The sequence below is a fragment of the Acinetobacter sp. Ac8 genome (assembly GCF_055392545.1).
In genome coordinates this window covers 3407804-3422734 of record NZ_AP043689.1, presented here as the reverse complement: position 1 = coordinate 3422734, position 14931 = coordinate 3407804, and the positions used below count along the sequence as shown (strand labels likewise).

15 protein-coding genes are annotated in these 14931 nt (G+C 37.5%); 8 read left to right on the top strand and 7 right to left on the bottom strand.

All coding sequences use genetic code 11. From position 1 onward, the window contains the following. Positions 1 to 10: 10 nt before the first annotated feature. The 4 genes from ACZ5QH_RS16335 to ACZ5QH_RS16320 all read left to right on the top strand — a co-directional run bounded on the left by ACZ5QH_RS16335 (position 11) and on the right by ACZ5QH_RS16320 (position 6553). Entirely contained in the window at positions 11 to 943 is a 933-nt protein-coding gene (locus ACZ5QH_RS16335; RefSeq protein WP_303576283.1) for an FAD-binding protein, read from the top strand. A gap of 736 nt (positions 944 to 1679) precedes the next feature. Next, positions 1680 to 2498 (top strand): zinc ribbon domain-containing protein, encoded by an 819-nt coding sequence (locus ACZ5QH_RS16330; protein WP_303576282.1) that lies wholly within the window; start codon positions 1680 to 1682, stop codon positions 2496 to 2498. Positions 2499 to 3021: 523 nt separating this feature from the next. Then, positions 3022 to 6045, top strand: coding sequence for a DNA gyrase subunit A (gene gyrA / locus ACZ5QH_RS16325; protein WP_303576281.1), 3024 nt, complete (start codon positions 3022 to 3024; stop codon positions 6043 to 6045). A 193-nt stretch (positions 6046 to 6238) separates the two neighbouring features. Further along, positions 6239 to 6553 carry a YqfO family protein gene (locus ACZ5QH_RS16320; protein ID WP_303576280.1) on the top strand — a complete coding sequence of 105 codons (315 nt, stop codon included), beginning with the start codon at positions 6239 to 6241 and terminating at the stop codon, positions 6551 to 6553. A gap of 56 nt (positions 6554 to 6609) precedes the next feature. On the opposite strand, the gene ACZ5QH_RS16315 is transcribed toward ACZ5QH_RS16320, so the two are convergent. Together ACZ5QH_RS16315 and ACZ5QH_RS16310 are read right to left on the bottom strand one after the other, a co-directional pair. Further along, positions 6610 to 7368 (bottom strand): nitroreductase family protein, encoded by a 759-nt coding sequence (locus ACZ5QH_RS16315; RefSeq protein ID WP_234623260.1) that lies wholly within the window; start codon positions 7366 to 7368, stop codon positions 6610 to 6612. 97 nt (positions 7369 to 7465) lie between these two features. After that, positions 7466 to 8266 (bottom strand): enoyl-CoA hydratase, encoded by an 801-nt coding sequence (locus tag ACZ5QH_RS16310; protein WP_004717217.1) that lies wholly within the window; start codon positions 8264 to 8266, stop codon positions 7466 to 7468. A 101-nt stretch (positions 8267 to 8367) separates the two neighbouring features. On the opposite strand from ACZ5QH_RS16310, the gene ACZ5QH_RS16305 reads away from it, so the two are divergent. Continuing rightward, positions 8368 to 8934 carry a nicotinate-nicotinamide nucleotide adenylyltransferase gene (locus ACZ5QH_RS16305; protein ID WP_034612542.1) on the top strand — a complete coding sequence of 189 codons (567 nt, stop codon included), beginning with the start codon at positions 8368 to 8370 and terminating at the stop codon, positions 8932 to 8934. Positions 8935 to 8996: 62 nt separating this feature from the next. Next, entirely contained in the window at positions 8997 to 9560 is a 564-nt protein-coding gene (locus ACZ5QH_RS16300; protein ID WP_303576279.1) for a YceI family protein, read from the top strand. A gap of 76 nt (positions 9561 to 9636) precedes the next feature. On the opposite strand, the gene ACZ5QH_RS16295 is transcribed toward ACZ5QH_RS16300, so the two are convergent. Next, complete coding sequence (locus ACZ5QH_RS16295) at positions 9637 to 10548, bottom strand: LysR family transcriptional regulator (RefSeq protein ID WP_303576278.1); 912 nt, start codon at positions 10546 to 10548, stop codon at positions 9637 to 9639. A 97-nt stretch (positions 10549 to 10645) separates the two neighbouring features. Here ACZ5QH_RS16295 and gstA point away from each other — a divergent pair, with 97 nt between their 5' ends. Next, the gene (gstA, locus tag ACZ5QH_RS16290; RefSeq protein ID WP_303576277.1) at positions 10646 to 11251 is read left to right on the top strand and encodes a glutathione transferase GstA; all 606 of its coding nucleotides are present in this window, start codon (positions 10646 to 10648) and stop codon (positions 11249 to 11251) included. Between the two features lie 206 nt (positions 11252 to 11457). Here the strand turns inward: gstA and ACZ5QH_RS16285 are convergent, their stop codons facing one another. Beyond that, positions 11458 to 12348: a LysR family transcriptional regulator ArgP gene (locus ACZ5QH_RS16285; protein ID WP_303576276.1), complete on the bottom strand. Its 891-nt coding sequence runs from the start codon at positions 12346 to 12348 to the stop codon at positions 11458 to 11460. 180 nt (positions 12349 to 12528) lie between these two features. On the opposite strand from ACZ5QH_RS16285, the gene ACZ5QH_RS16280 reads away from it, so the two are divergent. Beyond that, entirely contained in the window at positions 12529 to 13128 is a 600-nt protein-coding gene (locus ACZ5QH_RS16280) for a LysE/ArgO family amino acid transporter (protein ID WP_303576275.1), read from the top strand. Between the two features lie 154 nt (positions 13129 to 13282). On the opposite strand, the gene ACZ5QH_RS16275 is transcribed toward ACZ5QH_RS16280, so the two are convergent. The 3 genes from ACZ5QH_RS16275 to ACZ5QH_RS16265 form a co-directional block, all read right to left on the bottom strand. Further along, positions 13283 to 13744, bottom strand: coding sequence for a peroxiredoxin (locus ACZ5QH_RS16275; protein WP_004823156.1), 462 nt, complete (start codon positions 13742 to 13744; stop codon positions 13283 to 13285). Positions 13745 to 13753: 9 nt separating this feature from the next. Continuing rightward, positions 13754 to 14446: a Dph6-related ATP pyrophosphatase gene (locus ACZ5QH_RS16270; RefSeq protein WP_004823155.1), complete on the bottom strand. Its 693-nt coding sequence runs from the start codon at positions 14444 to 14446 to the stop codon at positions 13754 to 13756. A gap of 65 nt (positions 14447 to 14511) precedes the next feature. Then, positions 14512 to 14922, bottom strand: a complete 411-nt coding sequence (locus tag ACZ5QH_RS16265; RefSeq protein ID WP_004717195.1) for a hypothetical protein — start codon at positions 14920 to 14922, stop codon at positions 14512 to 14514. Positions 14923 to 14931 lie beyond the last annotated feature (9 nt).

Sequence of the window (14931 nt, the reverse complement as noted above, 5' to 3'; positions counted from 1 at the left end):
GGATAAAATCATGAGTATTTTAGTTATCGCTGAGCACGACAATAAGACACTTAACGGTGCAACTTTAAACGTTGTTGCTGCGGCTCAAAAAATCGGTGGTGATATCACTGTATTGGTTGCAGGTTCTGGTGCTCAAGCAGTTGCAGATGCTGCTGCGAAAGTTGCTGGTGTAAGCAAAGTTTTGCTTGCTGATGATGCGGCTTATGCAAACCAATTGGCTGAAAATGTAGCGAAACTTGTTGCTGAATTAGGTAAAGGTTATTCACATATCCTTGCTGCTTCAACAACAACAGGTAAGAACATCTTGCCACGCGCTGCTGCACTTTTAGACTCAAGCATGATTACTGACATCATTGCTGTTGAAGATCCTAAAACTTTCAAACGTCCAATTTATGCAGGTAATGCCATTGCTACAGTTCAATCTGACGAAGCAATTGTTCTTGCAACTGTACGTGGTACAGCTTTTGATCCTGTTGCTGCTGAAGGCGGTTCTGCTGCAGTTGAATCAGCGGCTTCTACAGGTGATGCAGGTATTTCTAAGTTCATTTCTGAAGAAATTGTGAAATCAGAACGTCCTGAATTAACTGCTGCGCGTATCGTTGTATCGGGTGGTCGTGGTGTTGGTTCTGGTGAGAACTATCATAAAGTACTTGATCCTCTTGCTGACAAGCTTAGTGCTGCTCAAGGTGCTTCACGTGCTGCGGTTGATGCTGGCTTCGTTCCTAACGATATGCAAGTTGGTCAAACTGGTAAAATCGTTGCGCCTGATCTCTACATCGCTGTAGGTATTTCTGGTGCGATCCAGCATTTGGCAGGTATGAAAGATTCTAAAGTGATTGTTGCAATCAACAAAGATGAAGAAGCACCAATCAATGCTGTAGCTGACTACTGGTTAGTTGGTGATTTGAATACTGTTGTTCCAGAGTTAGTTTCTAAACTTTAATTCTCGAATTAAGTTTCAAAAAAACGCGCTTAGGATTTCCTAAGTGCGTTTTTTTATTTTAGAAATTTATTGAATAAATAGATGGATGGTGTGCACGGATAAATAAAGTCGTGATGGTGGGTTATTCTCTATTCGAATAAAGAAACTCTGAGTAGCTTCTCTCATCAGTCCTTTTTATAGTCTAAATCAACTTAAAAGTTCCTTTATTGTCATTTTTTCTCATAGGGATAAGGAACCTTGCAAAATTCATATGATTCGCGCTACACGATCTTTTTTTGATTTATAAAAGTGGTTTTAAACATAAGCTGTCATAAAATAAAAATAGTGATCAAAAATGCTATTTTCATTTTTTCTGATCTTAATTTTTATGTTTAAGATGCTGTATCTTGAGTGATTATTTTATCAATAAGTAATTGATGTAACGAGATCAATGCTTTGGCGAAAAGAACAAGAGAGAAACAGTGGATAAATACCTTGAAGTCCAATTTTAAACCCGATAAGATCAAAGCATAAACACAATTAAATTTTCCATCGTATACTGGCGACATACAGAAAATTCCAGTGTAAATCAGCTGTTACAGGCATAACATTGTATTTAATCCTGTAGTGTCTCTTGACCATTCTTTTAATTCTATACTTGTTGGCGCGTTAGACTGGCTGATTCTGTCGTTTTAAATCCTTGCGTTTTTCCATTATTGCTCAATTCCTTATCATCTCACCTAGAATAGCTATAAATATGAAGTGTCCTAAATGTTACGCTGAGAATATCAATGAAGCCATGAAATGTGGTGTTTGTGGTACTCGTTTAAAACAGGTTAAACAGACCAACAATTTAACAGGCAATAGCAATGTTGAATTTTCTGTACGTCGTGAAAATAAGCAAGAGCAGTCAAATCCCACGCATAATATAAAACCTCGTCAGACTCCGCCGAACAATGAAACCGAGAGCAATCAGCATGCTTCTGTAGGTGATAAGGCGAGTGCGTTACTTGAATCGTGGCAGCAGAGAGTCGCAAATACTCAAAGAGAGTCGCAAAATCAGCCTAAAAAGAAAAATTTTAAAATTGTCTGGATACTTTTAGCTGTATTTATGTTTGGTCCCGCAGTGCTTGGGGTTATTTCAAGTGTAGTTATTCCTATCGTAATGTCTGTTATTGGGTCATCCAATCAAGATGAGGCCGCTACAACAGATGAAGCACTACCCGCAAGCGAAGAGGTGGTGTCTAATGAATACCAAGCACGTTATTTTGATATGCAAGCTTATCAAGCACGCTTAGCACAGTATTATGATGCCAAGCATCGTTTTGCGACGAGCCTAAAAGATATTGAAAAGTTTGAACAGACCCAGTTTAGTGATTTTATTTTTGATCAAATTGAAATTACACAGCAAGGGATTTTAGTGGGTAAATTCACTGATGCACCTGCAAGTCGAATATATATGGTTCCACAGCTTGAAAATAATCAAATTCGTGATTGGCAGTGTTATCGCGTAGCAATCAGTGATGATTTGCTGCAACACTGTGAATTGCTTCAGTCAGATCCATATAAATTATAGAAATTTACAACACTCTATATTTGGAAGTGTTTAGATTTTTTTGATCAGTGGGGTGGACTTAGTATCACTTTCTCATATTTTTTGCCATATCGGATTTTATATGGCAATTTTCATGTTTGAGTTGTTTTAATCGATCCGAAATAAAACTGTTTGATGTGATTTATTTTTACTGATAAACATCGCAAAAATAGTGAATGAAGCACACCATTGAGTATGATTGGATAGATAAAAATAGGTCAGGTTTTGAGATAAAAATACTCAATCATTTATAAATTTAGCGATGCTTAATTGAGCGCCCAATCAGGCGATTTTTTATTGTCAATAAATCGTTAAAATTGTTTAAAAATACTACAAAAAATCATGATTATAGTGTGGTCGGATAGGCACAAAATCGCTTGGTTTTATGCTATACTGTGCGACTGAATTTTAGATTTTGGCTCAACGCTTTTTGAGCTAAATTTTGACTAGCTAGATTATATAAATGAGCAGTTGCTGCTTGCACTGTTTGTAATAAGGAGTATGCATGAGCGTATCGGAAATTAGACCGATTGCCATTGAGGATGAACTAAAAAGCTCATATCTCGATTATGCCATGAGTGTTATTGTATCTCGTGCATTACCAGACGTGAGAGATGGTTTAAAACCTGTTCATCGTCGTGTGCTGTTCGCTATGCACGAGTTAGGCAACGACTATAACAAAGCCTATAAAAAATCTGCACGTGTTGTTGGTGACGTAATCGGTAAATATCACCCACATGGTGATTCAGCTGTTTATGAAACAATTGTTCGTATGGCTCAAGATTTTAGTCTACGTTATCAATTGGTTGATGGTCAGGGTAACTTTGGTTCTGTCGATGGTGACAGCGCAGCAGCAATGCGTTATACCGAAGTCCGTATGCGTAAGCTCACCCATGAAATGTTGGCTGACTTAGAAAAAGATACAGTCGAGTGGGAAGATAACTACGATGGCTCTGAGCGTATTCCTCAGGTTATGCCAACACGTATTCCTAACTTATTGATCAATGGTGTGACAGGTATTGCTGTCGGTATGGCGACCAACATGGCGCCACACAACATGACAGAAGTAGTTAATGCATGTTTGGCTTATGCAAATAATCCGAACATCTCAATTGAAGGATTGATGGAATATATTTCTGGTCCAGATTTCCCTACAGGCGGCATTATCTATGGTAAATCAGGAATTGTAGATGCTTACCGTACAGGTAAAGGTCGTTTGCATATTCGTGGTAAATACCATTTTGAAGAAGACCAAAAAACTGGTCGTACGACGATTGTTTTCACTGAAATTCCTTATCAGGTCAATAAAGCAAGAACCATTGAACGTATTGCTGAATTGGTCAAAGAGAAAAAACTTGAAGGTATTTCAGAACTTCGAGACGAATCTGATAAAGATGGGATGCGTATTGCAATTGACTTAAAGCGTGGTGAAAACGCTGAAGTTATTGTCAATAACTTATTTTTAAATACTCAACTTGAAAATTCATTCAGTATCAACATGGTTTGCCTAGACAATGGTCAACCTAAGCTGATGAATTTAAAAGACATCATTGCGGCATTTATTCGTCACCGTCAAGAAGTAGTGACACGCCGTACCATGTTTGAATTACGTAAAGCGCGTGAGCGTGGTCATATCTTAGAAGGTTTGACTGTTGCTTTAGCCAATATTGATGAAATCATCGAAACCATTAAGACTTCTGCGAATCCAGCTGAAGCACGTGAGCGTTTACTTGCTGGCGAATGGGCGGGTGGAAATGTTGTTGCATTGCTAGAAAAAGCGGGTGCAATTTCAGTTCGTCCAGATGAGATTGAAGGTGAAGATCCAAGTCGTCCATTTGGTTTGGATGGTCAGCTTTATCGTTTATCTCCAGCTCAGGTTGGTGCAATTTTAGAATTACGTTTACATCGTTTAACCGGTCTTGAACAAGATAAGTTACAAGCTGAATATTCTGAAATTTTAGCTCAAATTGCTGAACTTACAGCAATTTTAAATGACTTCAATCTTTTGATGAATGTGATTCGTGAAGAGCTTGCATTGGTTCTTCAGCAATATGGCGATGCACGTAAAACGGACATTGTTGAATCACGTATTGATTTCTCTCGTGAAGATTTGATTCCAGAAGAGCAAGTTGTTTTAACTGTTTCAAAAACAGGTTATGCAAAAACACAACCATTGTCTGATTATGCTGCGCAGCGCCGTGGTGGACGTGGTAAATCTGCAACATCGATGAAAGAAGACGATTATATTCAACATTTAATCGTGACATCGAACCATGCAACTGTTCTGTGCTTTACCAATGTAGGTAAAGTTTATCGCTTAAGAGTATTTGAAGTACCTCAAGCGTCACGTGGTGCAAAAGGCCGCCCAATGGTGAACTTATTACCACTGGATGCAGAAGAGACCATTACAGCGATTCTTCCTGTAATTGATGCTCCGAAGAAATTTACTGAGCGTTTAACTGAGTTTAGAACTTTTGTCCGTGCCAACGTTGCTCAACTGCGTGAAAACACAATTATCGACTCACATTACGAAGCACTAAAAGCTGCGTTTGCAGAGCTTGGTGAAAATCCAGATGACTTATCAGATGCTTTACGTAAGCAACTCAAAGAAATTGGTATTGAGCTTTCTGCTTCTGATCTTGATGATGAATTAATTGCTGAATTTGCTGAACGTGTAGAAAGTGTGCGTAAAAACTTCTATGTATTTATGGCAACAGCATCAGGTACAGTAAAACGTGTTGAATTAGAGCAGTTTGGTAATGTTCGTTCAAATGGTTTACGTGCGATTGAGTTGAAAGAAGAAGATACTTTAATTGGTGTTGCAATTACTGATGGTGAACAGCAAATCATGTTGTTCTCAAATGAAGGTAAAGCAATCCGTTTCTCTGAAACTGATGCTCGTGTGATGGGTCGTACTGCGAAAGGTGTTCGTGGTATGCGTGTGGCATTGGCTGCAGCACAAACAGAAGAAGATGTTGAAGTTGATGTAGATTCAGATGATGAAGATACTGCGGATTCAAATACTAATGTGGTGAGTCGAATCGTTTCGTTAGTTGTTGTACCAGAAACTGGCGAAGTATTATGTGCTTCTGCAAATGGTTATGGTAAACGTACACCAGTAGATGACTTCCCAACCAAAAAACGTGGTGGTAAAGGTGTTATTGCCATTAAAACATCTGAACGTAATGGTGAGTTAGTGGGCGCCGTTGCCATCGATGAATCTAAAGAATTGATGTTGATTTCTGATGGTGGAACACTGGTTCGTACCCGTGCTTCTGAAGTAGCGCGAACTGGTCGTAATGCCCAAGGTGTCCGTTTGATCCGTTTAGGTAATGAAGAAGTCTTGGTCGGTGTGGTTGCAGTTGAAGCTGTCGAAGCTGATGATGAGATTATCGATCAGTTAGACGCGATCGAAGGCGAGACTGCTTTAGAATCAGAGAATTTAATTGATTCTGAAAAATTAGTTGATGATGAAACTGTTATGGATGAAGGTGAAACTGAGTCTGATAATACTGAATCTGACGAGTAATTTTTAGAGAAATAAGAAGAGCGCTTAGGCGCTCTTTTTTTGTATTCTGATCAAGCTTATAAAATCTACAGTTCTGTTTAAATCTTATCAATTAAGCTAACTAAAACAGTTTTTTTCTAACGAAAACCAAATAAAAAATAAGTAAAAGTAAATATGAACAAAGCTATAATCGAGTTTTTGAATATAAAATAATATGCTTAAACTGATCTACTATGTTCCAGAATCACACCTTGAAGCAACCAAACTTGCAATTTTTCAAGCAGGAGCGGGTGGTATTGGCGATTGTGAACATTGCGCTTGGCAAGTGTTAGGAACAGGGCAATTTAAACCGTTAAGCGGTGCAAAGCCTTTTATTGGTGAGTTAGATCATTTAGAGCAATTGCCTGAATGGCGAGTGGAAACCATCGTTCCTGAACACAAGGCCAAACAAGTGGCAATCGCTTTAAAAGCAAGTCATCCTTATGAAGAACCTGCTTTTGAGTTTATTCAAATGATTGATATTGAATAATAGTTTAAAAATCTCAACCCTCTTTTGAACAGAGAGGAGGAATTTATAAGCTAAAATTAAACTTTTTGAATAAACAAATCACGATCAAAACGGTATTGTGGGAAGAATACGCCATCTTCAGCACGTTCACCGGCACTAATCACCATGACTGGAAATTCTTTATCACCTAGATTAAGGATCTTGCGAACTAAGGGTTCATCAAAACCTTCCATCATGCAACTGTCAAAACCGTAAGCACGTAAAGCCAATACCAAGTTTTCACAAGCCAAGGCTGTTGTTTTACTGGCCCAAAGCTTTGCATCAGCTGGGTTAAATGCTGTGACAGGAAGTTGTTTATCTAAAGTGCGTGCAACTTTAAAAGCTACCTTTTTAAAGTTGCCTAAAGCATTCAGATAACCTGTTTTATAGTTATATGCGATAAATTTATAATATTGTTTTACCGCTCTTGGCGCTTCAGGCATGGGGAAATGGGTTAAATTGTTTTTTGCCATTTCATCAATACGGTCAATACGTGCCACACATACAATCAGTTCTGCAGCTGTTTTTGCTGATAATTGGCTTAAACAAGCTCTGACTAATTGTTTCTTTTTCGCTTGAGACTGAACCACATAGAACGTCCAAGGCTGTAGATTTGATGAGTTTGGTGCCAATAAAGCCAAATCTAAACAAGCATCTAAAACATCGGCAGGAATTTGCTTTTCAGTGTATTTACGGACTGAGCGACGACTTTCTATGACTTTACGGAAATTTTCAATATCGATATCTTGTGGAGCGGGTTCGTAATAGCGCTTCTTGGTCGTTGTATCTTGTGACATGATCTTTACCCATAATTAAATGAACAGTTTTATTGGATTCAAAATGAGCAAAGCCACTGAATATTAGTCATGCAGTGGCTTTGATCAGATTACTCAATTAATTAAATTGAGAGAAGTTTGGCTTACGCTTTTGCATAAATGCAGCAACGGCTTCAGCCATTTCAGGTGATTTAACGCGTTGCATAAAGATCACCGCTTCATCATCCACGCATTGAATAATCTCTTCAAGATTATGCTTCATTAACGCTTTGGTTTGTTTGATTGAAGCCAATGGAAGTGCTGCAAGGGTTTGTGCTTGATGCAAAGCGTGACCATATACATCGTCTTCAATACTATTGATTAAGCCAGCATTGAGTGCTTTTTCACTGTTAAATTTTTGTGCAGTTAACAGCAATTCAGCCGCTTTATGATATCCCGCTTGTTGAATTAAGAGTTTGCTTGAAGCACCCTCTGGAGAAAGTCCCAAGCTAACAAATGGAATTTGGAATAGGGCAGTATTGTCTGCATAAACGAGGTCAGCATGTAAAAGTACTGTTACTCCGATCCCAATCGCCACACCACGGACTGCACAGATCAATGGTTTAGATAAACGTGCAGCAGATTTTAATAATACAAATGGAGGGCCATCACCTTCTTTACCTTCAAGTGGTTGTTGAATGAAAGCCATAAAGTCTTTCATATCATTACCCGCACTAAAGTCAGCATCTGCACCACGTAAGATCACCACACGAACATCACGATCTTGATCAGCTTCATCTAAGGCTTTTGCAATCCATAGATACAATTCACCATACAGTGCATTTTTTGCTTCTGGTCGATTAATTGCTAAAGTCAGTACACCATTCTCTAAATTTGCGTTTAAATGTTGATGTGGCTGTTGAATACAACTAAGTGTCATCGTACTATCCTTGCTTTAAAATTTAATTGGATTTTATGCCCTCATTATGTCGCATATTTGAAATTCTGTTGCAACTGATGAGTTCATAAAAAATTACTTTTATGACTTATAAATTTGATTATCTTGTTTATATTGGACGCTTTCAGCCCTTTCATCTCGCGCATATGCAAACCATTAAAATTGCATTACAACAGAGCCAATATGTAATTTTGGCCTTGGGTTCTGCGCAAAATGAACGGAATACTAAAAATCCTTTTCTGGCATCAGAACGGGAACAAATGATTTTGTCTAATTTTTCTGAAGCGGATCAAAAACGAATCAAATTTGTACATGTTATTGATGTTTATAATGATACTAAATGGGTAGAGCTGGTTAAGTCCTTGGTCAATGCTACAGTTTTAGAGACAGATAAGATTGGTTTAATTGGTCATTTTAAAGATGATTCATCTTATTACTTAAAACTATTTCCAGAATGGCAAATGGTTGAACTGGATAGTTTAGTCGGTTCTATCTCTGCGACCCCGTTACGTGAAGCGTATTATCGTGGTGAAATTTATCAGGTCGAATTTCCTTTGGGCACAGCTGAGTTTTTAGAGAAGTTTCAGAAAACTGAAATTTACCAACAATTAAAGTACAAATACCAAACGCAAGACAAATCAAATCTTTAATGTTTTTTGTGTGCATTGCAATACACTGAACAGAAATATATAGAATATGAATGGAGTATTGCATGCAGTTTAAATCAGTCGCTATAAACGCGGCTTTATTGGGTAGCTTCGTTATTTCGATTTCAAGTTATGCCGCGTCTTGGACATTGACACCCAATAGTGATGTTGGATTTCATATCGACTCATTGGGTATGAACATCGTCAAAGGGCAATTTAAGCGTGTTAATTCTGCCCTTAATTTTGATACGAGCGCTCCGCAAAATGCATCTACTGAATTTGTGATGGATGTAAATAGCCTAAGTATTAATAAATCTTCCTTGAAAAATATGATTATGGGTGAAGACTTATTCTATGCTGCTAAATATCCTTCCGCTTCTTTTAAAAGTACCGCATTTAAACCGCTTGCTAATAATAAGTATCTAATTTCAGGTAATTTAACCTTGCGGAATGTGACTAAGCCTGTAACTTTTAATGCGACAATTAAACCCAATCTAAATAATCCAAAATTACTGGATTTTAGCTCTACTACAGTCATAAAGCGTAGTGATTTTGGAATGAAAAAAGCTGTGGGTGGCGTTGGAGAAAAAGTGAATATCCAAGTGTCTGGGCAGTGGAAAGCACAATAGAAAACAGCCGAGATAGAAAGGGGCAGGGTGCGTTATTTTTTTAATCTCATCGTTATTTCGAGCCTGTTTTTTGAGTCTAATATTTTAGATGTTCAATTAAAAAATCAATGAATAAGCGGATGTGTCGTTGTTCATATTTATTCTTAGGATAAAGCAGGGAAAATTGCCGTTGAGTACCTGAATATTGTTGTAGGACTTCGACCAGCTTTCCTTGTTTTAAATCATTTTCAATAATAAAACGGCAGGTTTGCAATAGACCACCACCATGTTGAGCTAAGGTAATGGTGGCTAAAATATCTTCACTGCAATTCAAGTGTCCTTGCGTTTGAATCTCTATAACTTCATTTTCAATGAGCATAGACCAAGGCACTTCTTTTCCTGTGCTGGGTAAGATAAATTGAATACATTGATGATGTTGTAAATCGGCAATCTCAGTAGGTGTGCCATGTTTCTTTAAGTATTCAGGAGAGGCGACAATCAGTAAGTCGGCTTTTTCTAAACAACGAGCAATTAAATTGGATTCAGGCACATTACGCCCCCGAATAGCAAGATCAAAACCTTCGGTAATGAAATCTACATTTTTATTGGTGAGCTGTATATCCAAGTTAATTTCAGGGTAAAGCTGCTGGAATTTAGGTAACAGAGGTAGAACTCTAAAGTGACCGAAAGGTGTTGGTAAACTCATCCTGATTATTCCAGAAGGTTGAGCTGATTTATTTTTTAATCTTAATTCGACTTCAGCAATTTGTTTGAGGGCCTGCTGACACTCTAAAAAATATTCCTCACCCGCTTGGGTTAAACGAACATTGCGTGTTGTTCGATTAAACAGTTGAATCCCTAAGCGACCTTCTAAACGAGCAATGGATCGGCTTACCGCTGCGGGTGTTAAACCAGCTTGATAGGCAGCCTTGGAAAAACTTCGTTGTTCTGCAACGAGACAAAATATTTCAACACTACTCAACATTGTTCGTTTGAATGTTGTGTTCATTATATACACCATGTAATAACTGAATTGATATTATGAGTATTTATTGTTCATGATGTTAAGAATAGCATGAAGTTAAAGCAACTTAAGGAATAAGCAGATGCAACTTTTTTACACAGCGGGTGCATGTTCACTTGCGCCTCATATCGTATTACAAGAAATTAACCAAGATTTTAATTTAGTGAAAGTTTCTTTTAAAAATCATCAGACAGAACAAGGTCAGGATTTTTTGAAAATTAACCCGAAAGGTCAAGTGCCATTTTTAATCAGTGATGATGGCTTGCATTTAAGTGAGGGTGCGATCATTAGCCAGTATTTGGCTGAGGTTGCTAAACGTAGTGATTTATTACCTACATTTGGTGATTTAAAGCGCTATAAAGTATTGGAGTGGATGAACTACATTAGTTCGGAATTACATAAATCGTATGCACCATTTTTTCAAAAAGGGTTTGATGATACGAGTAAAAATATTTTTAAAGAGAAATTATTAAAACAATATACATGGGTCGACGAGCAAATTCATGATTCAGAAAATCTGTTGGGGCAAGGATTTACCATTGCAGAGATTTACTTATTTGTTGTGACTCGTTGGGCAACATTGATCAATTTAGACTTAAGTCATTTGAAATCTTTACAGGCTTTTATGGCGCAAATGCAACAACATCCATCTGTACAAAAAGCCATGCAAGCTGAAGGTCTTCTCTAGGAAAAAATCCAATGCCGTATGTTTTATAAATACTGAGTAAAACTACGGCAGCTCTAAGTTTGAAGTATGTGATTGAAGCAAAGTATTTCTATGATGTTTTAACACTACTTTATAGCGAAAATCGTGGCTGGGTTATTCTAAAAGTTTTTCGCTATACGTATTAAGATAAGATACTTTAATTTAGGATGGTCGTAGCTCTATAAAGCTTAATCCAGAATAGATTGAGTATTACTAATTAAATCCAATGTGAGTTTTTCCAGTTGCTTAGATTGTTGTTTCCAATGATGCCAATATAGATGTAAATCGGTTCTTGCTTTGGGCATGATTTCAAGCAATTGTCCTGTTGCTAATTCTTTTTGAATTTGCATTTTAGGTACCATGCCATAACCCAAATCGAGCAAAATCGCATCTACAAAAGATATTGCAGAAGGAATAAAGTGGCATGGATAGCTGCTTGGCATCAAACCAAAAACGTGTTGTAAAACTTCGGCATGTTCATGGTCTTTATCATTAAAAATAACAGCTGGGATATGCCGTAACGTTTCACGTTGAATACCATGCTGAAAGTAAGTGTGAATAAAATTCGGTGTAGCAACCATCCTATAGCTCATTGTACCTAAATGAATCGCCTCACAGCCTTTCATAGGTTTTGATTCGGTCGAGATACAGGCATTGACCAATCCCGCTTCAAGAAGGTGGTGGGTTTGGGTTTGATCATCAATTTTTAAGTCTATAACAATTTTTTCTGTAAGTAAGGTGTGTTGAATTGTGGGTAATAGCCACGTCACTAATGAATCGGCATTAGTGGCGATATTTAATTTAAAAAATTGTGATTGTGAACTTTGTCCTTGAAGATTCTGAATTAAATTTTGTTCCATCAAGCGATGATGTTGCAGGAAAAGTAACACTTCCTGACCTGCTTGAGTAACTTTACATGGTCTTTCTCGAATGATCAGCACTTGCCCTAGTTGTTTTTCCAAAGTTTGTAAACGTAGCGTTACCGCTGATGCTGTGATATTCAAACGAATCGCAGCTTGTTCAAAGCTACCTGTTTCGGCAACTGCTAGAAATGCTTCACTATGCTTACTTTGTAACATGCTGATCCTCAAAAAATTGGGCGTTTTTTATATAAAGATATAAGTTATTTAAAAAAACCCACATCAAGAATAACTAAGAAAAACTTAGCTAAGATGATATTTATTTAGAAATACTCATTTAAAGAGATAAGTTTGGATAATAGCACAGTCCATTCAAAACTTTAAAAGTGTAGTTTTAAAATGTTGCAAAGTTATATGCAGGGGTTGGCTGTTGGGTTTAGCTTGATTATTGCAATTGGCGCTCAAAATGCTTTTGTACTCAAACAAGGTTTAAAAAAGCAACATGTATTTTGGGTTTGCGTGGTCTGTGCCGCATCTGACTCGATTTTAATTTTATTGGGTGTACTGGGATTTTCTAAAGTCATTCAAACGCATCCAGAGTTTGTTGATTGGGCAAAATATTTTGGAGCAACGTTTTTATTGATCTATGGGGCGCAACATTTTCTACAAGCTTTTAGAACATCGACAGGTTTAAAACCGAGTGAAAAAAATGAATCCAAGCTGATGAAAATGCTTCTGATTTGTTTAGCTTTAACTTGGCTTAATCCACATGTTTATTTGGATACAGTGGTTTTAATTGGTTCTATATCGACAAAGTTTGAATCTACCGCACTTTATTTTGCGATTGGTGCAGTAACAGCATCGTGGTTATTCTTCTTTAGCTTAGGTTTTGGTGCACGCTTTTTACTCCCGGTTTTTCAAAATCAACGCGCATGGCAAATATTAGATTTTATTATTGCATTGGTTATGTGGGGAATTGCAATCTCTTTGCTGCTTTGATTGGTATTGTTGGATCTAGTCAGAGTAATGATCTTTTTATGAGGAAAGAGGGAACAATCTATATCGGGCTTGAGGATGTTCTCAATAAGAAGATTTAAAGTCCCTGACTCGTTTAAAGTCATGTTAACTTTAGAGCGAGTAGGGACTTTTGCAGTTAAGCTTTTTGTAGTGCTTTTAAGTCTTCTAAAACTTGTTCAGCATGTCCAGCCGCTTTAACTTTACGATACTCTTTAACCAGTTTGCCTTGATGATAAATAAATGTTGAGCGCTCAATCCCCATCACTTGTTTACCATACATATTTTTTTCTTTAATCACATCAAAGTGTTTACATAATACTTCTTCTTTGTCACTGATCAGATTAATGGTCAATGCTTGCTTCTCCGTAAAGTTTTGATGTGCTTTTACAGAGTCACGAGATACACCAATGATGGTGGTATTTAAAGCATCAAATTGATCTTTTATACAAGAGAAACCAACCGCTTGAGTGGTACAGCCAGGTGTAGAATCTTTTGGATAAAAATATAAAACTAACCAATCTGTAGAGAGCTCAGTGAGGTTGATTTCACCCGTCGTCGTTGGGAATTTCTGATTCGGAAGTTGTATTTGTTCAGTCATTGTTTGTCCTTAAATGCTGTTGTGTTTAAGTTCAAGTGCTAAAAAGGCATAATTTTCATGATAGAGAATATCACCTTTATTCAGTAAAAGCGGCTTTTTAAAAATTGGACCATCGATCAGCGTGGTATGAAATTCACCAGCTTCACCACATGGATCAATCCCACGTTCGATTAATTCATCCACAAAATCAGCTGTTAAAACTCTACCCAAATCTTCAACCCGCATACCGAGGTTTAAATTAATCGTCACAATGATGCTGACAAAACCCAGTTGAATAAATTCACCCACAATGTCGAGCCGAGGTTTTTGCCATAATGGCATACATAACTGCAATTGGCTTTGTTCACAGACAGATTGGTTCCATTGCGCATGTCCAATCAGATCAATATCACCAGTAACAAGTGCTTCTGCACCCAGTTGTTTGGTTTGATTGAGGAGATTTACAAATTGATGTTCATAGTCATTCCACGTGGCTGATGCTTTAAGTATAGGTAAACCAATCAGCTCGGCTTGGGCATCAATGATATCAAGCGGCATGGCATGAGAACGAGATCTTTGTCCATGTTCTTCTAGCATGACAATGAGAGCTACGGCTTGCCCACTTTGCAAAGCGTGATATAAAGCTAGGCTACTATCTTTCCCGCCACTATACGAAGCAACAAATTTTTGTTGCTGTATCACAGTATTCCATTGGTCCTGCATATGGTTTTGTATCATCCAATTGTAAAAAGAGCCTGCATGGGCAGGCTCTTTGCAACAAGAAGAAATTATTTCTTCGCTTGTGCTGCTTTCATTGCTTCTTCAGTTAAGGTTTTTAATTTACCTGTTAACTGAGGACCAAAACATGTTTGAAGGTCTTGGTTATTTTTTTGAACGAAAGCAAGTGTTGCTGGGCTTTTCTTTTGGTTAATGGCACTTTGAATTTGCCATTTTTGATCGTTGGTTAACTTACCATCAGATTCAACAGCACAGCTACAGTATTTACTTACTTCAGCAGAAGTTAATTTACCACCTTTAGCTGTTTCCGTTTTACACACGCCAATAAGTGCAGATTTAACATTTGCACTCTTATAGGCTTGTTGAACTGCATTTGATTCAGCAGCAAAAGCCGTAGATCCCATTAAAGCCGAAGCTGAAAATAAAGCAGAAAGAATAAGACTTGATTTTAAATTTTTCATAAACAGTAC